Origin of the sequence: Olsenella uli (genome assembly GCF_016900775.1) — a bacterium.
GTDB lineage: Bacteria > Actinomycetota > Coriobacteriia > Coriobacteriales > Atopobiaceae > Thermophilibacter > Thermophilibacter uli_A.
Window position 1 is genome coordinate 22,381 of the sequence record NZ_JACJKN010000013.1, and the last position, 20,549, is coordinate 42,929.

Sequence of the window (20,549 nt, forward strand, 5' to 3'; positions counted from 1 at the left end):
GGACACGCTACTCCAGCGAGATGACCACGTGGTCACCGTCATCCCCGTCGACCTCGACGAGCGTGCCCTTCTCGCCGTGCTTGATCGCCTCCGCGATGAGCGCCGCGTCAATGTCAGCATTGTTGAGGCTCAGGTTGACGGCACCGGGAAGCTTGGAGCTGGCGCCGAGCACGGCGCTCGCCATGCCCAAGGGGACGTTGATGTTCACCACGTCTCCGTCGCTGCTGTCCACCTGGATGTGGAGCTTCTTGGGCCTGGGCCCATCCGCACGCGACGGCGCGGGCTGAGGCTCTGGTGCGGGCTGAGGCTCTGGTGCAGTCTGAGGCTCTGATGCGGGCTCCGCAGACGCAATCTCCTGGCCCTTGCGACCCTCCAGCAGCTCGTCCACGGTCACGCCGAGCGTGCGCGCGAGCTCCGGCAGCAGCATGATGTCGGGTGCGCTGAGGTCGTTCTCCCACTTGCTCACCGCCTGCGCCGTCACGCCCATCTTCATGGCAAGGCGCTCCTGCGTCATGCCGCACTCCAGACGCAGCCGCGCGATGCGACGTCCCAGCGTCTCGTCCTTCTCGTCCATAGTCGGTCCTTTCCTTGGGTTCCTGCGTGTGGCTCCCACTGTGCCATCCCCCTCGGTTGAGTTCCACCAACCATCTGACGAGTTACGATTCTACTTGTTTACCGGCGAGAACAACCAGTGGTTGTCCTCGCAGGAACCGTGAAAGTATGCCCGAGGGCCCTCCTTGGTCGAGCGGCGGCGATGGGGGCGCCGGGCGAGAGGGCACGTCGGTCTCCTCCCCACTGGGGGAGGAGACCCGATTGGATTGCCTAATTAGTCTCGTCAGCAGAACCCTCTGTCGAGCGGTCTCCCCGACAGAGAAATGGCGGGAATGAAGAAGCCGGCGGGGACCCTCCAACCGCGCACATGCTATCGTTTTGGAAAGCCGATGCGCGGGGGGCGCCATGGAAACCACCTTGAAGAAGGCCGACTGCCGGGAGTGCTACGCCAAGCAGATGCACGAGCTCGCCGCGCTCTGCCAGCTTGACGGTGCGACGCTCGGGCAGATGCTTGCCATCAAGGACGAAGTCATCGCAGGCATGGGCGGCGAGCGCATCCGTCCGGACCGCATGGGCGAGCTTCTCTCCCGCGTGGCACCGCTCCTGGGGACCGACGACCCCTATCGTGACATCAAGCGCGCGTACAATCAGCTGCTGCTAGACCGCGAGAAGGACTGCGCCGACCGAATCCTGACCGCGGACGAGCCCTTCCAGCTTGCCCTGCGCTATGCGGTAGCTGGGAACCTCGTTGACTTTGGCGGGAAGAACTCCTTCACGCGCGAGGATGTGACGGCGCTGATCGACCGGGCCCCCGAGATTGCGTTTGCGATTGACGACTCCGGGGTTCTTCTCGACGCGGTACGCTCTGCCCGCTCCATCATGTATCTCGCCGACAACTGCGGTGAGATCGTCCTGGACAAGCTCTTGATCGAACAGATCCTGCGTGAGAACCCCACCGTCCAGGTGACCTATGGCGTGCGCGGGGGACCCGTCATCAACGACGTCACGCTCGATGACGCCGAGCAGGTGGGCATGGCGAACGTCGCTCGAGTGCTCTCCAGCGGCGTGGCAACCCCCACCACCGTGCTCTCGGCCAGCACCGATGAGTTTAGGAGCGCGTTCTTTGACGCTGACCTTGTCATCAGCAAGGGCATGGGCAACTTTGAGGTGCTTGTCGACGGCTGTGGGCGCAAGGACGTCTACTTCCTCCTCATGACCAAGTGCCCCCTCGTAGCGGACCTCATGAACACCCCGCTCATGTCCTTCGTCTGCAAGCGGGGGTAGTACCGCTCTTTGCGCCACGGGGCGAGCTTCTTCAAGCCCCATTGCCGTATCCAGCAAGTCCTCAGAGGGTCGAGGCCCTTTGCGACCTCAACACGAGAAGGGTCGCCCCGGATGTTCCGGAGAGAAGTTTCGCGCAGCGCACTTCTCGAAGGAACATCCGGGGCGACCCGGACCGAGCGTGTTAGGCCGTGAGCCTAGTACATGCCACCCTGGCCGCCCTGGGCAGCCGCCGCGGAGATGGCCTCCTCGATGGTGGTGTTCTTGGGCTCGTCGGAGACGGTGGCCTCGGTGATGAGAATCAGCGACGCCACGGAGGCGGCGTTCTGCAGCGTGACGCGGCAGACCTTGACCGGGTCGAGCACGCCCATCTCGATCATGTCGCCGTACTCGCCGGTGGCGGAGTCAAGGCCCTGGCCGGCAGGCAGGCCCTTGATCTTCTCGGCCACGACGGAGCCCTCGAACCCGGCGTTGTTGGCGATGGTCTTCACGGGCGCCTCGAGGGCCTTGCGGACAATCTCCACGCCGATCTTCTCGTCGGAGTCGACGGTCTCGACGCCGTCGAGGACCTTGGAGGCCTCGAGGAACGCCACGCCGCCACCGGCGACGATGCCCTCCTCAACGGCCGCGCGGGTCGCCTGCAGGGCGTCCTCGATGCGGTGCTTGATCTCCTTGAGCTCGACCTCGGTGGCAGCGCCGACCTTGATGACGGCCACGCCGCCAGCCAGCTTGGCGAGGCGCTCCTGGAGCTTCTCCTTGTCGAAGTCGGAGGTGGTCACGTCGTACTCGGCCTTGATCTGGGCGATGCGCTCGTCGATGGCCTCCTTGGAGCCGGCACCGCCGACGATGGTGGTGTCGTCCTTGGAAATCTTGACGGACTTGGCGCGGCCGAGCATCTCGGCGGTGACGTCGGTGAGCTGGACGCCGAGCTCCTTCATGGCCACCTGGCCGCCGGTCAGGATGGCGATGTCCTCGAGCATGCGCTTGCGACGGTCGCCGTAGCCGGGGGCCTTGACGGCGCAGACGTTGAGGACGCCACGGAGCTTGTTGAGGATCAGCGTGGCAAGGGCCTCACCGTCCACGTCCTCGGCGATGATGAGCAGCGGGGCGCCCTGCTTCTGGACGGCCTCGAGAATCGGCAGGATGTCCTGGATGTTGGAGACCTTCTGGTCGGTCATGAGAATGTACGGGGAGTCAAGCTCGGCCGTCATGGTCTCGTTGTTGGTGGAGAAGTACGGGGAGATGTAGCCCTTGTCGAACTGCATGCCCTCGACGGTGTCGATGTCGATGCCGAAGGTCTGGGACTCCTCGACGGTGATGACGCCGTCCTTGCCCACGACCTCCATGGCGTCGGAGATCTTGGCGCCAATCTCGGGGTCGGAGGCGGAGATGGTGCCGACGGAGGCAATCTGCTTCTTGGTGGAAACCTCCTGCGCGGTGCTGCGCATCTGGTCGACAACGGCGTTCACGGCCTTGTCGACGCCGCGACGGATGGCGATGGGGTTGGCGCCGGCGGCGACGTTGCGCAGGCCCTCGTTCACGATGACCTGGGCGAGGAGCGTGGCGGTGGTGGTGCCGTCACCCACGGCGTCGTTGGTCTTGGTGGCGACCTCCTTCACGAGCTGGGCGCCCATGTTCTCGATGGGGTCCTTGAGCTCGATCTCCTTGGCAACGGAGACGCCGTCGTTGGTGATGGTGGGGGCGCCGTAGGAGCGCTGGAGCGCGACGTAGCGGCCCTTGGGGCCCATGGTGGTGGTCACGGCGTCGGCAAGGGTGTTCACGCCCTTGGCGAGCTTGGCGCGAGCGTCGGTGCCGAAAAGAATGTCCTTAGCCATTTCTCTTGATCCTTTCCGAAAGTGCAAAAGTGACTGTCACTTTTGCACGGTTTCTAGTCCTCGATGACGGCGTAGATGTCGTCGGCGCGCAGGAGCAGGAAGTCCTCGCCGTCGATCTTCACCTCGTTGCCGCCGAACTTGCCGTAGTAGACCTCGTCGCCAACCTTAACGTCGATGGCGATGCGCTCGCCCTTGTCGTTCATCTTGCCAGCGCCCACGGCGACGACCTGGCCGCGCTGCGGCTTCTCCTGCGCGCCGCTGGAGATGTAGAGACCGGTAGAGGTCTTCTCCTCCTTGGGGGCGGGCTTCACGAGAACGCGATCACCAAGCGGCTTCAGAGTCATAGTAAGGAACCTCCTTCTTGCGCCCGAACGGGCGTGTTTCTGCGGTGCGGGTGACGTCGTGCACCGCCCTGTCCAACGTTCAGAATAATACCCAGCCGTGCGAACTTATACCACCTCGCGTAAAAAAATCTTCCAACTCGCACTTAGATTTTCTGAGGCGCAGCGGAGCAGGAGGAACGGGCGCGCCGCTTGCCCGCGCTTTTCGCCGCACGCGGACAGGAACGCGAGGCGGGGGGTACGTCGCGCGGCATTCAGGGTACGATAAGCTCACCACACCCCGGACGGGAGGGCGGAGCCATGAGGACTCGCGTCGTGAAAGCCCTGAGAGAGCTCGTCTTCTGCGTGCTCGCCCTGCCCCTCGCGGCCACCCTGGCGGCATGCGCTCCCCAGGCCTGGGAGCCGCCTCCCGGCACCATGCAGAGCGGGTGGCGGGGCTCCTCCATGATTGGCATCAACATGCTCGTGTCCGGCTACACGTGGGACGGCGGCGCCTCCGACGCCGCGGCGCCCATGGATGTGGGTGAGGGCGTCCCGCACTTCGAGGTCGAGGGGGCCGAGACGGTGCGCGTGTACTTCTCGCAGGCCGCGACGGACGTGGACGTCGCGCGCTACTCGGCCGATGCCGAGGAGGGCGAGCCCGTGGCCGTGTCCGGAATCACCAGCGACGGCGTCACCCTCGAGGTCGAGCCCGGCTGGCGCTACGCCGTCTCCGCCCAGTTCGAGGACGGGAGCGCGGACTACCTCATCGACGTTGTGTCTGACGGGTCCGCACAGGAGGAGTTCACGAGCACGGCGATGGTCGTCCTCCTGGGCAACGGAGAGCCGCTCTTCATAGACCGGGAGACCGAGTCGCCCTACTACCCCACCCTACCGGATGACGCTCCCGAGCTCGCGACGGGCAACATTGTGCGCGTGACCGGCAACGGCATCATGCTCGAGAGCTATCCCGGGCAGTATCCCGGCATCACCAAGGTGGAGGTCATCGAGGAGGGCTCGCCCGAGGACGCCGAGAAGTACGCCGAGCTCGCCGCGCAGCTCTGGCAGCCCAAGGACCCCTCCGAGCCGGCAATCGCCACGCTCGAGTACCGCACCGAGGAGGCCTCCGTCTCGCTGCTTCCGCTCGCCAACGCCTGGACGTGGTCCTACGAGCAGAACGGCGATACGGTGACGGCCTCCAACGACGCGCCCGCCGCCAACCAGATCGATGCGACCGACCTCCCCGAGGTCGCCGCCGGAGAGACCGTCGAGGTCACCATGACCTTCGACCTGCCGCCGGTCGAGTCGGACGACTCCCGCTGGCCCGAGGCGGCGCGCTACCCCGAGAGCGACCTCGAGAAGGGCGCCGAGGCGGTGGACGTCACGCTCTCTGGCGGAGCGCTCGAGTTCGCCGTTGAGCCCGGATGGCGCTATCGGGTCGACGTCGCGTTCGATGCCGGGCAGGTCAGCTACGTCTTCACCGTCACGTAGCGTGCAAAGGGGACAGGCACTTTTGCACGGCTTCCCCCTTAGCTCGTATTGGCGGAATGGGGTACGGACATGAAGCCCAGGGCATCTCGCGGCATCGCGATCGCCGCGATTCTGGCCATCGTCGTTGTCACCTTCGCATCCTGCGTGACGCTCCCGCATGACGGCGAGCGCGGTCCCCCATGCCGACGTCCCCGGGGCGCGGGCCCTGGCATCCGGGGAGGACGGCGCCGTCGCGCTCACCCTGGGCAACTACACCTGGAGCTTCATGAACGGCAGCGAGAGGCGCATCGAGGAGCTCCGCCAAGACCCCCAGGGGTGGCGCGTCGACGAGCTGGCCCAGGTGTCGGTGGCCGAGGAAGCAACCATCACCGTGCTCTTTGACGAGAGGCCGCTCTGGGCATGCGCGCGGAGCTGGGACGAGGAGGAGCTCGCCGCCGGCTCGATAGCGGACCCACCCCTTTTCTGGCGGCTCCGCACGCTACTTGACGCGGCGGGCTCGGTGGGCGACGAGGTCCCCTCGAGCTTCGAGGACGGCGTCCTCACGTTTGATGTCGAGCCCGGGCGCCGCTATGCAATCAGCGCGACCTACGAGCAGGGCTTCTCAGGAAACGACCGCACCGAGTACGTCTTCACCGTGCAAAAGTGACTGTCCCCTTTGCACGCTACAGCGCCTCGAGCTCGGCGAGCCAGAGCGCCGCGCAGGCGTCCGACGGCATGCGCAGGTCGCCGCGCGGGCTCACGGCCGCCGAGCCCACCTTGGGGCCGTCGGGCAGGCAGCTGCGCTTGAACTGCTGGGCGAAGTAGCGGCGGTAGAAGACCTTGAGCCAGGAGAGGATCGTCTCGTCATCGTACTTCTCGCCCAGGGCGTAGCGGGCGAGGCGGTAGACCTTGGCCGGGTTGGTGCCGCGCCGAAGGACCTCGTAGAGGAAGAAGTCGTGCAGCTCGTAGGGGCCCACGAGGTCCTCGGTCCTCTGCGCGATCGTGCCGTCTCCGGTGGCGGGCAGGAGCTCCGGCGAGACGGGCGTGTCCAGCACGTCGAGAAGGACGCGCGCCTCGTCCGCGTCCCCGCAGGTGTCGGCCACGTAGCGCACCAGATGGCGCACGAGCGTCTTGGGCACGCCGGCGTTCACCGCGTACATGGACATGTGGTCGCCGTTGTAGGTGGCCCAGCCGAGCGCCAGCTCTGAGAGGTCGCCCGTGCCGATGACGAGGCCGCCCTCCTGGTTGGCCACGTCCATGAGAATCTGCGTGCGCTCGCGCGCCTGGGAGTTCTCGTAGGTGACGTCGTGGACAGACTCGTCGTGCCCGATGTCCGCGAAGTGCTGGCGCACCGCGGCGGCGATGCCGATCTCGCGAAGCTCCGCGCCGACGGTGCGGGCGAGCTCGCAGGCGTTGTTGTAGGTGCGGTCGGTGGTGCCGAAGCCCGGCATGGTCACTGCGATGACGCCGTCGCGCGGAAGCCCCAGCAGGTCGAAGGCGCGCACGGCCACGAGCAGGGCGAGCGTGGAGTCCAAGCCGCCCGAGAGACCAATCACCGCGCGGCGCGAGCGCGTGTGCGCGAGGCGCTTAGCGAGACCGTGCGCCTGGATGGCAAAGACATCCTCGCAGCGCTCCGCGCGGCGGGCGGGGTCGGTGGGCACGAAGGGGTGCGGGCCTACGTAGCGGGTGAGCGCGGTCTCGCGCGTGGCCGCGTCCGCGCCCAGCGAGAACGACGCGACCGCATAGCCCGCGGCCTCGGGCGAGGATGCGCACTCGAAGGTGGACATGCGCGTGCGCTCCTGGGCGAGCAGGCGCACGTCAACCTCCGAGACGGCGCGACCGTCGCCGAAGGTCCTGCCCTCCGCGAGCAGGCGGCCGTTCTCGGCCACGAGGTCGTGCCCGGAGAAGACGAGGTCCTGCGTGGACTCGCCGGTGCCGGCGCTCGCGTAGACGTAGCCGCAGACGAGGCGGGCGCTCTGGCCGGACACGAGGCTGCGGCGATAGTCCGCCTTGCCCACGATGGCGTTGGACGCGCTGAGGTTGCAGATCAGCGTGGCTCCTGCCTGCGCGTGGGCCGTGGAGGGCGGCGCGGGAACCCAGAGGTCCTCGCAGATCTCTGCCGCCACCACGAGCTCGGGGAGCTCCTCGCAGGTAAAGAGCAGGTTCGTGCCAAAGAGGGTGTCCCGGTTGCCGGCAAACAGGACGAGCGTGACCTCGGCGGGGCCGGGAACGAAGTGGCGCCCCTCGTAGAACTCGTTGTAGGTGGGGATGTGCGTCTTGGGCACAAGGCCGAGGACCTCGCCGCGAGAGACCGCGGCGGCGCAGTTGTAGAGCTTGCCGCCGGCGCGCACGGGCACGCCCACGAGGATGAGGGCGGGAAGGTCGGCGGTGCGGGCGGCAAACTCGGCGAGGCCCGCCTCGGCGGCGCGGACGAGCGACTCCTGCCAGAAGAGGTCCTCGCAGGTGTAGCCGGTGAGCGCGAGCTCGGGAAGCACGATGACGACAGCGCCGTCCTTCTCGGCAGCCTGACGTGCCGACGCCACGCAGGCCTCCACGTTGAAGGCGACGTCCGCGACCCGCACCTCCGGCGTCACCGCCGCGACCTTGACGAACCCGTCCCTCATCCCAACCTCCTCCGTGCAAAAGGGACAGTCACTTTTGCACGCTACGTCGTTGCTCTCGTGATGGTGCCGCGGCCAATGCCCGTAAGCCTCTCGACCTGCCTCACGGACAGCCCCGCCTCCCGCAACTCACAGAGTAGCGCATTGCGCCGAGCCTTCTCCTGGCTCTTGAGCTCAGATGCCGTCAGCGGTCCCAAAACCTCGCGCGCAACTTCCCCCGCCATGGAGTCAGCAAGCCTTGGCCGTGCTGGAGGGCGGTAGCGAACGCGCTCGGGAGAGCTGGAGAACCTGACGAACGCCTCGCGGCTGCCGAGCATCTCAAGCAACAGCCCGGTGTCGGCGTACTCGGGAGCACCGACGTACTCATGGTAGCTGCTCCACGGATAGTCCGCGGCCGCGCAGATGCCAGCTTTCGCAGGGTTGTTGTGGATATAGCGCATGGCCTCAAGAAGATAGGATTCGACCTCGACGGGACTGCTGTAAAACCGTCCCTGGAACACATGCCCGACGTGACCACCTCGCGTGTTGAAGCGGTGGGCGTAGCGAGTGGCGAGGGAGCGCATTAGCTCGCTTAGGCAATCGCCCGGATCTTCGAGAAGCAGGTGAATGTGATTTGACATGAGGCACCATGCCAGGACGCTTGCGCCGTGCTTGCGCGCAGCTGCCAGCAACATGTCAAGAAACGCCAAACGGTCGGCGTCGTCCTCAAAGAGGTTCTGCCGACCGTTTGCGTAAAGAACTACGTGGTAAAAGCCAGATTCTGCGACACGTCTCGGTAATCTGGGCATAGCGCCTCCCCTCACCTTGTTGGTGAGAGATGTTATACCCCTTCAAACCTCCGACAAGCGTGCAAAAGTGCCTGTCCCTTTTGCACGCTACCCCTCGAGGTAGCGGGCGAGGAACTCGCGGGTGCGCGGGTGCTCGGGGGACGAGAAGAGCTTCGAGGGCGCGCCCTTCTCGGCGATGACGCCCTTGTCCATGAAGACGACCTCGTCGGAGACGTTCTTGGCGAAGGCCATCTCGTGCGTGACCACGACCATCGTCATGCCATCGGCGGCGAGGCGACGCATGACCTCGAGGACCTCTCCCACGATCTCGGGGTCGAGCGCGGAGGTGGGCTCGTCGAAGAGCATGAGGTCGGGCTGCATGCAGAGGGCGCGCGCGATTGCGACGCGCTGCTTCTGACCGCCCGAGAGGTTGTTGACGTCCGCCCGCGCAAAGTCCGCGAGGCCCACCGCCTCCAGATGTCCCATCGCCACGCGCTCGGCCTCGGCCTTGCTCATCTTCTTGAGGGTCACGGGCGCGAGCGTGCAGTTGTCGAGCACGTTCATGTTGTTGAACAGGTTGAAGCCCTGGAAGACCATGCCGATCTTCTCGCGCAGGCGGTTCACGTCAACGTGCTCGGCGGCGAGGTCCGCCCCGTGGAACCACACATGGCCGGCATCCGGCGTCTCGAGCAGGTTGATGCAGCGCAGAAGCGTCGACTTGCCCGACCCCGAGGCACCGATGATCGTGACCACCTGGCCAGGCATGACGTCGAGGTTGATGTCGCGCAGGACCTCGAGGTCGCCGAAGGACTTGCGCAGCCCCTCGATGCGGACCATCGGCTCGGCGGCGCTCGATGCGGAAGCGTTTCTCATGATGTCCTACCTCCCCTGGCCCCGGCCGCGACGATGCTTCTTGCCATCCCGCGGGGGCGCAGCACTGACCTCTTCGGTCTTGACGGGCGTGTCAGACGTGCTGCCCACGACCTCGGCGCTCACGTTGAAGCGGTGCGCAAAGCGCCCGAGCAGCCACGTGGCCAGCATCGTGAGGATGAGGTAGGCAACCGTGGAGATGAGCGCCGTCTGGAACTGCTGATAGTAGATGCCAGCCACGGTCGTAGTTGCAAACATCAGGTCGAAGGTGCCGATGACCGAGAGCACCGACGAGTCCTTGATGTTGATGACGAGCTCGTTGGAGAGGCCGGGAATCGCGTACTTGATTCCCTGCGGGAAGACGACCTTAGCCATGGCCTGCCACTGAGAGAGACCCAGGGAGCGCGCCGCCTCGGTCTGGCCCTTGTCGACCGACTCGATACCACCGCGCAGCACCTCCATCATGTAGGCGGTCGAGTTGAGCGTGATGGTCACGAGGCCTGCGAGAAACGTCGTCCAGATGCCGTTGATCTGGGTGGTGGTGAGCGCGGTCACGCGCAGGATGCCAAAGACGCCGTAGTAGATGATCATGGCCTGGACCATCATCGGCGTGCCGCGGACCACGGTGGAGTAGAGCTTGGCAAATCCCGAGCCAACGACCTTCCAGAAGCGCACGAAGTCGTTGTCCGGCCGGTCGATGGTCTGGATGCGCGCAAAGACGAGCAGCAGCGCCAGGAAAAACGCGATCACGGTGCCAAAGACCGCCAGCTCGACGGTGGTGACAAGGCCGGTGAAGAACGTGTCACGCCCCTGGTAGAGGATGTAGCACATGCTCTCGAGCATGGGTTCGGGACGGTGCGGGTCCGCCGAGTTTGCGGCCTGCACGGCAACGTCCCACGCCGACGCCACGCCCATGACCACACGGTCAACGAAGAGCACAAGCACGATTGCCCAGATCACGTACGAGGCGAGGCGCAGCGCGCGGCGGACGCCCGGGCGGGTGAAGGGCGCGGTCTCGGCGTAGGTCTTCCAGTGCGTGAGCTTGAACAGCAGCGCGACGGCGCTCACCACGAGCCACGCAACGAGCACGTAGTACATCACGAGCTCGACGGTGAACGCGTGGGCGAGGAAGCTCATCGCCGGACGGGGCGAGCTCGAGAGCAGCATGCCCGCGAGCGCCACCGCGCTCGTGCCGAGAAGGACGTAGCGATGGTCGTCAAGGAAGAACGAGGCGACGCGACCACGCGTCCTTCTCGCCGTCTGCTCGCCGGAGGGAGCGGAGCTCATCTTGTATCTCCTTCGTATTTCATGCGTGCGGGCGCGCGCCCTCATCTGCGGCGCGCGCCCCTATCTTACGCGATGTGCAAAAGTGACTGTCCCTTTTGCACGCTACGCCGGCTGGCGATCCATGCAGTCGTTCCACATCTGCTGGCGCTCGTCCTCGGGGATGGCGTTGATGACCTCGTTGATCTGCTCGAGGACAGTCTCCTGGCCCTTGGCGATGGCTGCGTTGTCCGGCATGACAGAGCCCTCGAACTTGTCCTCCATCTCAAGCTCCACGAAGTTGGGGTAGGTCTCGAGCAGCTTGGGCACCGAGAGCATGGAGTAGGTGATGACGTCGCTCGTGCCGGAGGCGAGGCTCTCCACGACGATGGGCACGGTCTCGCCCGGCGTCATGTGGTTGATGTCGGGGATCTGGTCGATGACCGTGTCGTACATGGTGGCCGCCTGCCCCATGACCGACGCGCCCGCGAGGTCGGCGAAGGTCGTGGCGCCAGCGTAGGGAGAGTCCTGCGTGGTGATCATGACGATGTCGTCGTCTATGTAGGAGTCGGAGAAGTCGGCGGACTGCGCGCGGTCCGGGTCCACGGACATGCCGGCGCAGACGATGTCGATCTGGCCGTTGTTGAGGGCGTCGATGAGGCCGGCGAAGTCGAGCTTCACGGCCACGGGCTCCATGCCCAGGGCCTCGGCGATGCGCTTGGCGACCTGCACGTCGTAGCCGTCGGCGTAGGCGCCGGAGACGTTCTCGATGGGGATGGTGAACTCGGACTCCTCGGAGACCTGCCAGTTGTACGGGGCGTAGGCGGCCTCCATGCCAACGCGGAGGGTCTCGCCGTCGCCGAGCGTGGCGGCCTCGGTGGTGTCCGCGGCGTCGTCGGCCGGCTCGTCGGTGGTATCCGTGGTGGAGTCCTGCGCGGCGGGGCCGCAGCCGGAAAGGACCATCACGCCTCCCATGCCCGCCACGAGGCTCGACAGCTTGAGAAAGTCGCGGCGAGAGACTCTTTCAGATACGTACACGTGCGTGGGGGTGGCCTTCATGGTGGTTCCTTTCCCTTTTGTGTGAAATCCCCTTCCGCGCGACGCAACCGGAGGGGACCCATTCCCCTCCCCCTTGCAAGCGGGCGCACCCGATGCGAGAAAGTTACGCGCACGGCATGGGAGGATAGCGCGCCGGCGACCGTCGCGCGAGCTGATAGTATGCTGAGAAACACCGTCGTAACGGGTGGGCGTGCAAAGGGGACAGGCACTTTTGCACGGTCCCGGGGCGTGCAAAAGTGCCTGTCCCCTTTGCACGCCCTTTGCACGGGAGGAGTGCCATGGACCAGGAGACCTACGACGCCTACGTCGCCATTCTCGAGGAGGAGCTCGTCTGTGCGATGGGCTGCACCGAGCCCATCGCCGTGGCCTACTGTGCCGCGCTCGCGCGCCAGACGCTCGGGGCGCTGCCCGAGCGCGTGAGCGTTGCCGCCTCGGCAAACATCATCAAGAACGTGAAGAGCGTCGTCGTGCCCAACACGGGCGGCGCGCGCGGCATCGAGGCCGCCGCAGCGGCGGGCGTGGTCGCGGGCGACGCGGACGCCAAGCTCGAGGTGCTTGCCGGAGTGACCGGGGAAGAGATCGCCACGATGCGCGATTTTCTCGCCACGCACGAGGTCAGCGTCTCGCCGAGCGAGCGCCCGTGGATCTTCGACATCCAGGTGCGCGTCTCGGGTGACGGCCACGAGGCGCTCTGCGAGATCGCCGGTTCGCACACCAACGTCATCCACGTGGAGCGCGACGGAAAGGTTCTTCTCAGCGAGCCCTTCGAGGAGTCCGCAGGCGAGAAGGACGCCGGGACGGACCGCGGCTGCCTTTCCATCAAGAAGATCGTCGAGTTTGCTGGCGCGGTGGAGCTGGATGACGTGAAGCAGCTGCTTGGCCGACAGATCGCCTGCAACATGGCCATCGCGCGCGAGGGTCTGGAGGGCGAGTGGGGCGCCAACATCGGAAGCGTGCTGCTCTCCGCATACGGCGACGGCGTGGCCAACCGCGCCAAGGCCTGGGCCGCCGCAGGATCCGACGCGCGCATGGGCGGCTGCGAGCTGCCCGTGGTCATCAATTCCGGCAGCGGCAACCAGGGCCTCACGGCGAGCGTGCCCGTGATCGTCTACGCACATGAGCTGGGCGTCCCCCACGAGAAGCTGCTGCGGGCGCTGGTGGTCTCCAACCTCGTGACCATCCACCTCAAGACCGGCATCGGACGCCTCTCCGCCTACTGCGGCGCCACGAGCGCGGGCGCGGGCGCGGCGGCCGGCATCACCTACCTCTACGGCGGTCGCGCGGAAGAGATCTCGCACACCGTGGTCAACGCCATCGCCATCGACTCCGGCATGGTCTGCGACGGCGCCAAGGCGAGCTGCGCGGCCAAGATCGCGAGCGCGGTGGAGGCCGGCCTTCTGGGCATGCAGATGCAGAGCCAGGGCAAGCAGTTCTACGGCGGCGACGGAATCGTGGTCAAGGGCGTGGAGAACACGATCCGCAACGTGGGCGTTCTGGCGGCCCAGGGCATGCGCGAGACCGACCGGACGATCATCGAGCTCATGTGCGGGTCCGGCGCGTGCTAGACGCGCAGACCGTGCAAAGGGGACAGGCGCTTTTGCACGGTTATCGACGCCTTGGAGGGGTAGGCTCATCTCGCCAGAACGTCCGCAACCTGCACGTCCGAAACTACGTGCAGGTTGCGGTCGGTTCTTCTGGTCAAAGTGACCACAACCAGCACGCTCCGGAACTACGTGCGAGTTCTGGTCGGTTCTTCTCGGCAAGGCGTCAAGCGTGCAAAAGTGCCTGTCACTTTTGCACGGTCCACACGGGCGGGACGGGGGCGTCGGGCGTGGACCAGGTGCCGAGCGGCGCGTTGGGGTCCGCGTCCAGCGTGAGGGGCGAGAAGGACCCGGCGTTGTAGCTTCTGAGCGCCGCGATGCCGATCATCGCCGCGTTGTCGCCGCAGGCGCGCATGGGCGGCACGGTCACGCGCACGCCGCGCTTCTCCAGCGCCGCCTTGTACGCCGCGCGCAGGCCCGGGTTGGCCGCCACGCCACCGCCGACGCAGAAGTCCGTCACGCCGGTCTCCTCCACCGCGGTCACCGCCTTGGCCACCTGCACGTCAATGACCGCGGCCTCGAAGCTCGCCGCAAGGTCGGGCAGGTTGATCGCACGGCCGGCGCGGTTCTCGCCCTCGATGTAGGTGATAACGGCGGTCTTGAGGCCGGAGAGACTGAAGCTGTAGTCCCCGCTGTGCATCATCGCGCGCGGGAAGTGGATGGCGCGCGGGTTACCCTGCGCGGAGAGCTTGGAGATCACGGGGCCGCCGGGGTATCCCAGGCCGAGCGCCTTGGCCACCTTGTCGAAGGCCTCGCCCACCGCGTCGTCGATCGTGGCGCCCAGGAGCACGTAGTCGCCCCAGGCGCGCACGTGCACGAGCATGGTGTTGCCGCCGGAGACGATGCTCGCCACGAAGGGCGGCTCGAGGTCCGGCGTCTCGAAGAGGTTGGCCATGAGGTGGCCCTCGAGATGGTGCACGGCAATGAGCGGCAAGTCGGCGGCCGCGCAGAGGCCCTTGGCAAAGGCCACGCCCACCACGAGCGCACCCACCAGGCCCGGCCCCGCCGTCACGCCCACAGCCGCGAGGTCCGAAGGCGCCAGCGTGTCCACGCCGAAGTGCTCTCCGGCGCGCGCGAGCGTCTCCTCGAAGACGCCCACGATGGCCTCGGTGTGCTTGCGGGAGGCAATCTCGGGCACCACGCCGCCAAAGCGCGCGTGGAAGTCGATCTGCGTGGCCACGACGCTCGCGCACACCACGCCATGGGAGTCGGTCACGGCCATGGCGGTCTCGTCGCAGGAGGACTCGATCGTAAGGATGAGCGGGCCAGCCGCCGCCAGCGCGGCCGCGGCCTCGGGCGTGCGCTCGCCGGGCACGATGGGCCACGGGCGGATGGAGGGCGCGGGCTCCGGACGACCGGTCGCGATGACGGCGTCCGCCGCGAGCGGCAGCGGCGCGCGCAGGATGAGCGCATCGTGGCCGGCGCCGTAGTAGCCCGGGCGACGGCCCTCCTCCACAAGGCCAAGCGCACCGTAGAGCGCGCGGGCGGGCTCGTTCTTGTCGTCAACCTCAAGCGAGATCGTCTGCGCGCCGAGCATCTGCGCGTCGTAGGCCACGCGCGCCACGAGGCGTGTGGCGATGCCCTCGCGCCGGCGCGCCGCGTCCACGACAACCTCCTCGACCTCGAAGTCGGCGCCGGCGAGCACGCCGCCCGCAAAGCCGATGACGGTCCCCTGGTCATGCGCGACCCACCAGCTGCGACCGGGCTGGGAGAGCTCCTCGTAGAACATCTTCTCCGTCCACGGCGTGTGCGCCGCGCCCTCGTAGGCGGCCGCCTCGAGCGCGGCCACGGCGGCGGTATCGTTCACCGTCATGGGGCGCAGCTGCAGGTGGATGCCCGCAAGCGCGTCGTCCACGCCGGTGAGCTCGACGGACGCCGGCTTCTTGAGGCCAAGGCGCGTGCGCTCCGCCTCCTCGGCGTCAGAGAGGCGCGTGTAGATGGGCAGGACCAGCGCCGGGTCGCCGGGCTGCTCGTCAAAGACCCCAGCCTCCACGGCAGCCCGCAAGAGCCCCTCGCCCGTGGGGTACCACGCCCTCTCGGGCGAGAAGGACGCGAGCCCCGCGGCCTCAAAGCGGGCGCGGTACTTGGCCAGGCCGTTGCCCGTGAGCGTAAGCCCGGCGGCATCGGCCCGCTCCGCCCACGCGGCCACGCAGGCATCCGCCTTGAGCACGGTCTCGGCCGGGAAGGTGCGGTGCGCACCGGCCTCGTCAAGCTCGTAGATGCCGGGATAGACCTCGCCGCGCATGGCGTCTCCCGCCACGGCGAGCACGCCGCGCGCGCCCGCGGACCACGCCGACCACGCCATCGCGTCGAGCGCGGAGGTGCCATAGAGCGGAAGCCCCGCGCCGCACGCAAGGCCCTTGGCCGTGGCAATGCCAATCCGCACGCCCGTGAACGAGCCCGGGCCACGCCCCACGAGCACGGCGTCCAGGTCGCCCATCGCAAGGCCCGCGTCGGCGAGCGCCTGCTGCGCCGTGGTCACCAGCTCCACGTTGGCCTGACGGCGACACATATGGTCGCGCGCGGCCAGCACCGTCACGGCTCCGTCCGCGCCCACGCGCCCGACGGCGCAGGCCAGCATGTCCGTAGAGGTGTCTATGGCCAGGACGATCTTCTCGGCGGTCTCGAGGTTCTTCTCGCTCATTGCGGCTCTTCTCGCTCGGTGTTTCAACCCATCCAGTGTAGCCGCTCCGCCCGGTACGCGCATGACCCGGAGTTTGCTCGCGCAAACGCGGAGAGCCCAGAACAAGCTCCGGCAAAGTAATCAGCGAAGTCAACGAAGGTCAAGCAGGTCAAAGCCCCCGACGAGAAGAACCTCGGGCCGCGGACGGTAGAGCGCCGCCATGAAATCGGCCGCCTCCGCGCAGATCCTGTCCAGCTGCCCGTCGCTAAAGCCGTGGGCGGCGCCGCTGACCTCGTGAAGCACGGCGTTCTCGTAGGTCTTGGCCGCACGCTGGGAATAGCCAATCGGCACCACGTCGTCCTTGTCGCCGTGATAGATCGTGACCGGCCCCGCGTAGGCCCCGATCTGCACAAAGGGGTCGAGGCCGAGGATGTCCTCGTAGTAGCGCCCGCCCACCGTGATGCCAAAGATCCCCTCCACCTCATCGGGGACGGCCGTGGCGTCCCCGAAGCGCTCGCGCGCGTCATCGGGAATGCTGAGCGCGGGGTAGAACAGGACGAGGCCGGCAACGTCCTCGGGGCGGCGCGCGGCAACGAGGGCGGAGACCAGGCCGCCCTGGCTCTCCCCCATCAGGCAGATGCCGCCCGCGCTCGCATACCCCTGGTCCACCAGGCCGTCCATTACGGCCTCGAGGTCGTCCGCCTCCGTCAGCACGGACATGTCCCGGATGTCGCCGTCGCTCCTGCTGTGCGCAGAGCCGCCGCAGAAGTCGAACGCGTAGCAGGCCACGCCCGCCTCGGCGAAGCGTCGGGCATACGCGGCGGTGCCGTCGCAGGTTCCCCCAAAGCCATGGGAGACCACAACGAACGGAGTACCCTCCCTCGGGCGGGAAGGCCTATAGAGCTGGCCGTATATGGTGGCGTCACCGTTATGGAGCTCAAGCTCGCTCACCTCATAGCCCGCCGCGTCCTCGGCGCTGAAGTGGCCGGAGAGGCCGCACGCCGCCAGCCCGAGTACCACGGCCGCGGCCACGGTTGCCAGCAACGCCACAATGCCCTTGACCTGCCTCATCATGCCTCCTTCATGCCCGACGCCCACGAAGCGGGGCGACGGCCCATGCGGACCGCCGCCCCGATGAAAACCTGACAAACGACCCTGACACCTTTGTCAGGAAACGGGGGTGGCCTTGCGGGACTTGAGGATGCCGCGGACGGTGAGGCCCGCGATCACCACCAGGCCCACGGCGGCAACGCCGGTGATGCCCCAGCGGATCTGGTCGGCCTTCTGCATGCCGCCCACGCCGGAGGTGTAGTGGCTGCCGGGCATGGCGCCGTTCATGCAGTGCGTGTTGGCCATCACGTAGAGCAGGTGGTGCACGGCGTCGCGCGCGTAGCGGTACTGCGTGGCGTCGCTCTCGTCAAAGGTCCAGGTGTCGGTGGGGTCGCTCGCGGTGAGCTTGGAGTCCGCGCCGGACTCGATCATCTGGCCCGCGTTCATGAAGACGCCCGTGTCCGCGTTGTCCGTGATGATCCAGCCGTCAAAGCCCCACTCGGTGCGGACGATGCCGGTGATGAGGTCGTAGTCGCCGCCGACCCACGTGGCGCCAACGCGGTTGAAGGCGGTCATGAGGCCCTGGCAGGCCGCCATCGTGGTGGTGGCGTTCTCGTAGGCGCCGTCACCGTTGTCCTTCACGTAGCTGACCTCGACGTCGCCCACCTTCATGCACATCTCAAAGGGACGCAGGTAGAGCTCGCGCGCGGACTGCTCGTTGAGCCAGGTCGCCATGGAGAACTGGCCGGTGCGGTCGCCGCGGTGGTTCTCCTGGTCGTTGAAGGCAAAGTGCTTGATGAGCGTGTAGACGCCCTTCTCGGCAGCGCCCTTGACCTCCTGGGAGGCCAGCGCGCCAGAGAGGAACCCGTCCTCGGAGAAGTACTCGCCCGCGCGGCCGGAGAAGGCGGTGCGGTTGATGTTCATGGCAGGCGCGTACCAGCCGGTGGCACCACCGTGCAGCGACTCGTTACCGATGCAGAGGCCCAGCTCGTAGGCAAGCTCAACGTTCCAGGTCTGCGCGACCATGGCGGGGTTGCAGAAGGTCATGCCGATGCCGCCCCAGCTCCAGCCGGAGGTCGAGTCAGCGTCGGTGCCGGCGGGCTTCTCCACGGAGGCGATGTAGTCGGTGCCGTAGCCCGCCTGCGTGATGAGGACGTCGTAGTCCTCGGGCGTCAGCTGGTCGAGCAGGTCGTCCCAGGCCGGGTCGTCATAGGCGAGGCCGCGCATCTGGATGAGCGTGAGGCCGTTCTTGGCGCCGTAGACGAGGTCGCCCTCCCACGCCTGGACGTCGGGGTTGCCCGAGTCGGTGGAGTCGAGCTGGGCGATGAGGTCGGCAGAGGCGGTCTTGCCGTAGGTGTAACTCACGCCGTCGTCGCCGTTGATCTCGTTGCCCCAGGTGGAGACCTGCGAGGTGGGCTCGCCGTCGTGCGTGGGGAAGGTGCCCGTCCAGTCGGAGCGGGTGAGGTAGGTGAGGCCGCCCGCGGCGTCGTCCAGGCGGTTGGTGACCTCCTCGCCGGTGAGCGTGTCCGTGGCGTAGGTGGTGGTGTCCACCTCGGCGTTGTCGGGCACGTAGGTGGCCGCCATGGCAACGTTGCCCTCGACGGCCGCGCCCTTGGCGGCGAGCACGTTGTTCACCGCGTCGTGCGCGTTGCGGCCGGCGGTCACGTAGTAGGTGCCCGCGTCGAGGACCCACGTCTTGGCGCCCTGGTAGTCGTAGGACGCCAGCTGGGACTCGTCAAAGCTGATCTCCACGGTCTGGGACTCGCCGGGCTCCAGGAGCTGCGTCTTGGCAAAGCCCACCAGGGTGACGGCGGCTTTCTCCACGCCGTTGGCGCGGTCGTAGTCCGTGTACGGGGACTGCGCGTAGAGCTCCACCACGTCCTTGCCGGCAACGTCGCCGGCGTTGGTCACCGTCACGCGCGCGGTGCACTCGTCGCCGTCCCAGCTGGTCTGGAAGTCGGACCACTCGAAGGTGGTGTAGGAGAGGCCATATCCCAGGGGATAGCAGACCTCGGCGTCGTAGTTGAAGTTGCCGGCATTGCCCTGGCCGAGCACGGCGTCCTCGTAGCGGGTCTCGTAGTAGCGATACCCGACGTAGATGCCCTCCTCGTAGGACACGTAGTTGTACTTGGTGAGCTCGCCCGACTCGTCAAGGTACTGGTAGTCGCCGAAGTTCTGCGCCGCGGGGGCGGCAAGCGGGTTGGCGGCGAAGGTGTCCTTGGTGCGGCCGGAGGGGTTCACGTCGCCGACGAGCACGCGCGCGAGGGACTCGATGCCGTAGGTGCCAAAGGACGGCGCGTAGAGCACAGACTTGATGTTGGGGAACTGCTCGAGCCAGTCCAGCTCAAGGGCATTGTTTGAGGTAACGAGAAGAACGGTGTTGTCGAAGTTGTCGTTCAGGTACTGCAGGATCTCGAGCTCTGTGGAGTCCGGTTCCAGGTAGGTGCGCGCCTGGTCCTCGGCGTTCGAGGCGTGGTTGTACATGGAGCGCGGCATGTCGCGGCCCTCGCCGGCCACGCGCTTGAGCACGAAGACGGGCGTGGTGCCCTCGAGCGAGTCGAGCACGCCGGCGTCCTGCATCACGGAGAGCGGGCACTCGTTGATGGAGAAGTCCTCGTCGTCGCCGTAGCTCACGGAGCCCGGGCCCATCACGTACTCGGAGCCCTCGCCGGAAGCGTAGAACTCCACAAGCGTCTGGTTGACCTTGAGGCCGGCCGCCTCCATCGCGGGCGTCACGGCGTCCACGGTCTCGCCCTCGACGCCCATCGTGGACGCGAGGATGCCCGCCGACCCCGCGCCGAGGGAGCGCGAGTTGCCGCCGACAAAGGAGAGCGTGGTGCCCTCGGCCACCGGCAGCGCGCCGTCGCGGTTCTCGAGCATGACGATGCCCTCGGCCGCGATCTGCTTGTCGAGCTCCTGCTCGTGCGTGGCAAGGTCCTCGCGGCTGTAGTCCGCCTTGTTGTACTCCAGGTCAAGGCCCTCCGTGTTGACGCCGGAGTTGTCCCAGCCCTGCTCGACGCCAAGATACGAGTTGATGACCTGCGTGTAGTTGGGAAGGATGGCGTTGGCCGCCACGATGAGGGCGACAAACACCACGGCGAGCACCGCGCCTATCACGCGGCGCACGATGCGGCCCGCGCCGCCCTTCTTCTTAGTCTTGCTGTCTGACATGGGGTGATTCTCCGTTCATGACGCATGGGGCCGGGCCAGGGCGAGAAGGACCCCTCGCCCCGGCTC

Annotated in this window: 15 protein-coding genes; 4 read left to right on the forward strand and 11 right to left on the reverse strand. The window is 67.0% G+C overall.

The window, feature by feature from the left end; all coding sequences use genetic code 11:
* Positions 1-7: 7 nt before the first annotated feature.
* Positions 8-574, reverse strand: coding sequence for a helix-turn-helix domain-containing protein (locus H6A23_RS08305; RefSeq protein WP_204831730.1), 567 nt, complete (start codon positions 572-574; stop codon positions 8-10).
* 383 nt (positions 575-957) lie between these two features.
* On the opposite strand from H6A23_RS08305, the gene H6A23_RS08310 reads away from it, so the two are divergent.
* A complete protein-coding gene (locus H6A23_RS08310) occupies positions 958-1,836 on the forward strand; it encodes a damage-control phosphatase ARMT1 family protein (protein WP_204831731.1) in 879 nt (292 codons plus the stop codon).
* 194 nt (positions 1,837-2,030) lie between these two features.
* On the opposite strand, the gene groL is transcribed toward H6A23_RS08310, so the two are convergent.
* Together groL and groES are read right to left on the reverse strand one after the other, a co-directional pair.
* The gene (groL, locus tag H6A23_RS08315; RefSeq protein WP_204831732.1) at positions 2,031-3,668 is read right to left on the reverse strand and encodes a chaperonin GroEL; all 1,638 of its coding nucleotides are present in this window, start codon (positions 3,666-3,668) and stop codon (positions 2,031-2,033) included.
* 53 nt (positions 3,669-3,721) lie between these two features.
* Positions 3,722-4,012, reverse strand: coding sequence for a co-chaperone GroES (groES, locus tag H6A23_RS08320; RefSeq protein ID WP_075278909.1), 291 nt, complete (start codon positions 4,010-4,012; stop codon positions 3,722-3,724).
* A 312-nt stretch (positions 4,013-4,324) separates the two neighbouring features.
* On the opposite strand from groES, the gene H6A23_RS08325 reads away from it, so the two are divergent.
* Both H6A23_RS08325 and H6A23_RS08330 read left to right on the forward strand, forming a co-directional pair.
* Complete coding sequence (locus H6A23_RS08325; protein WP_204831733.1) at positions 4,325-5,479, forward strand: hypothetical protein; 1,155 nt, start codon at positions 4,325-4,327, stop codon at positions 5,477-5,479.
* Positions 5,480-5,636: 157 nt separating this feature from the next.
* Positions 5,637-6,125: a hypothetical protein gene (locus H6A23_RS08330; protein WP_204831734.1), complete on the forward strand. Its 489-nt coding sequence runs from the start codon at positions 5,637-5,639 to the stop codon at positions 6,123-6,125.
* A 16-nt stretch (positions 6,126-6,141) separates the two neighbouring features.
* Here the strand turns inward: H6A23_RS08330 and H6A23_RS08335 are convergent, their stop codons facing one another.
* The 5 genes from H6A23_RS08335 to H6A23_RS08355 all read right to left on the reverse strand — a co-directional run bounded on the left by H6A23_RS08335 (position 6,142) and on the right by H6A23_RS08355 (position 12,038).
* Positions 6,142-8,082 carry an NAD(+) synthase gene (locus tag H6A23_RS08335; RefSeq protein ID WP_204831735.1) on the reverse strand — a complete coding sequence of 647 codons (1,941 nt, stop codon included), beginning with the start codon at positions 8,080-8,082 and terminating at the stop codon, positions 6,142-6,144.
* Between the two features lie 41 nt (positions 8,083-8,123).
* Complete coding sequence (locus tag H6A23_RS08340) at positions 8,124-8,867, reverse strand: transposase (RefSeq protein WP_204831736.1); 744 nt, start codon at positions 8,865-8,867, stop codon at positions 8,124-8,126.
* A gap of 87 nt (positions 8,868-8,954) precedes the next feature.
* Entirely contained in the window at positions 8,955-9,719 is a 765-nt protein-coding gene (locus tag H6A23_RS08345) for an amino acid ABC transporter ATP-binding protein (RefSeq protein WP_286165914.1), read from the reverse strand.
* Positions 9,720-9,725: 6 nt separating this feature from the next.
* On the reverse strand, positions 9,726-11,003 hold the full coding sequence (locus tag H6A23_RS08350) for an amino acid ABC transporter permease (RefSeq protein WP_204831737.1): 1,278 nt from the start codon (positions 11,001-11,003) through the stop codon (positions 9,726-9,728).
* Between the two features lie 102 nt (positions 11,004-11,105).
* Positions 11,106-12,038 (reverse strand): transporter substrate-binding domain-containing protein, encoded by a 933-nt coding sequence (locus H6A23_RS08355; protein ID WP_204831738.1) that lies wholly within the window; start codon positions 12,036-12,038, stop codon positions 11,106-11,108.
* A 278-nt stretch (positions 12,039-12,316) separates the two neighbouring features.
* Between H6A23_RS08355 and H6A23_RS08360 the strand changes: the two genes are divergently transcribed.
* Positions 12,317-13,603, forward strand: coding sequence for a serine dehydratase subunit alpha family protein (locus tag H6A23_RS08360; RefSeq protein ID WP_204831739.1), 1,287 nt, complete (start codon positions 12,317-12,319; stop codon positions 13,601-13,603).
* A 223-nt stretch (positions 13,604-13,826) separates the two neighbouring features.
* Here H6A23_RS08360 and tsaD read toward each other — a convergent pair whose 3' ends face one another.
* From tsaD to H6A23_RS08375, 3 genes are all read right to left on the reverse strand, one after another.
* Complete coding sequence (gene tsaD, locus H6A23_RS08365; protein WP_204831740.1) at positions 13,827-16,283, reverse strand: tRNA (adenosine(37)-N6)-threonylcarbamoyltransferase complex transferase subunit TsaD; 2,457 nt, start codon at positions 16,281-16,283, stop codon at positions 13,827-13,829.
* A gap of 129 nt (positions 16,284-16,412) precedes the next feature.
* On the reverse strand, positions 16,413-17,333 hold the full coding sequence (locus H6A23_RS08370; protein WP_204831741.1) for an alpha/beta hydrolase: 921 nt from the start codon (positions 17,331-17,333) through the stop codon (positions 16,413-16,415).
* A 96-nt stretch (positions 17,334-17,429) separates the two neighbouring features.
* Positions 17,430-20,483: a glycoside hydrolase family 3 C-terminal domain-containing protein gene (locus H6A23_RS08375; RefSeq protein WP_204831742.1), complete on the reverse strand. Its 3,054-nt coding sequence runs from the start codon at positions 20,481-20,483 to the stop codon at positions 17,430-17,432.
* Positions 20,484-20,549: the final 66 nt, after the last annotated feature.

Coding starts and splice junctions, on each gene's coding strand:
- H6A23_RS08305 (WP_204831730.1), bottom strand. CDS start 574: ATGGACGAGAAGGACGAGACGCTGGGACGTCGCATCGCGCGGCTGCGT.
- H6A23_RS08310 (WP_204831731.1), top strand. CDS start 958: ATGGAAACCACCTTGAAGAAGGCCGACTGCCGGGAGTGCTACGCCAAG.
- groL (WP_204831732.1), bottom strand. CDS start 3,668: ATGGCTAAGGACATTCTTTTCGGCACCGACGCTCGCGCCAAGCTCGCC.
- groES (WP_075278909.1), bottom strand. CDS start 4,012: ATGACTCTGAAGCCGCTTGGTGATCGCGTTCTCGTGAAGCCCGCCCCC.
- H6A23_RS08330 (WP_204831734.1), top strand. CDS start 5,637: ATGACGGCGAGCGCGGTCCCCCATGCCGACGTCCCCGGGGCGCGGGCC.
- H6A23_RS08335 (WP_204831735.1), bottom strand. CDS start 8,082: ATGAGGGACGGGTTCGTCAAGGTCGCGGCGGTGACGCCGGAGGTGCGG.
- H6A23_RS08340 (WP_204831736.1), bottom strand. CDS start 8,867: ATGCCCAGATTACCGAGACGTGTCGCAGAATCTGGCTTTTACCACGTA.
- H6A23_RS08345 (WP_286165914.1), bottom strand. CDS start 9,719: ATGAGAAACGCTTCCGCATCGAGCGCCGCCGAGCCGATGGTCCGCATC.
- H6A23_RS08350 (WP_204831737.1), bottom strand. CDS start 11,003: ATGAGCTCCGCTCCCTCCGGCGAGCAGACGGCGAGAAGGACGCGTGGT.
- H6A23_RS08355 (WP_204831738.1), bottom strand. CDS start 12,038: ATGAAGGCCACCCCCACGCACGTGTACGTATCTGAAAGAGTCTCTCGC.
- H6A23_RS08360 (WP_204831739.1), top strand. CDS start 12,317: ATGGACCAGGAGACCTACGACGCCTACGTCGCCATTCTCGAGGAGGAG.
- tsaD (WP_204831740.1), bottom strand. CDS start 16,283: ATGAGCGAGAAGAACCTCGAGACCGCCGAGAAGATCGTCCTGGCCATA.
- H6A23_RS08370 (WP_204831741.1), bottom strand. CDS start 17,333: ATGAGGCAGGTCAAGGGCATTGTGGCGTTGCTGGCAACCGTGGCCGCG.
- H6A23_RS08375 (WP_204831742.1), bottom strand. CDS start 20,483: ATGTCAGACAGCAAGACTAAGAAGAAGGGCGGCGCGGGCCGCATCGTG.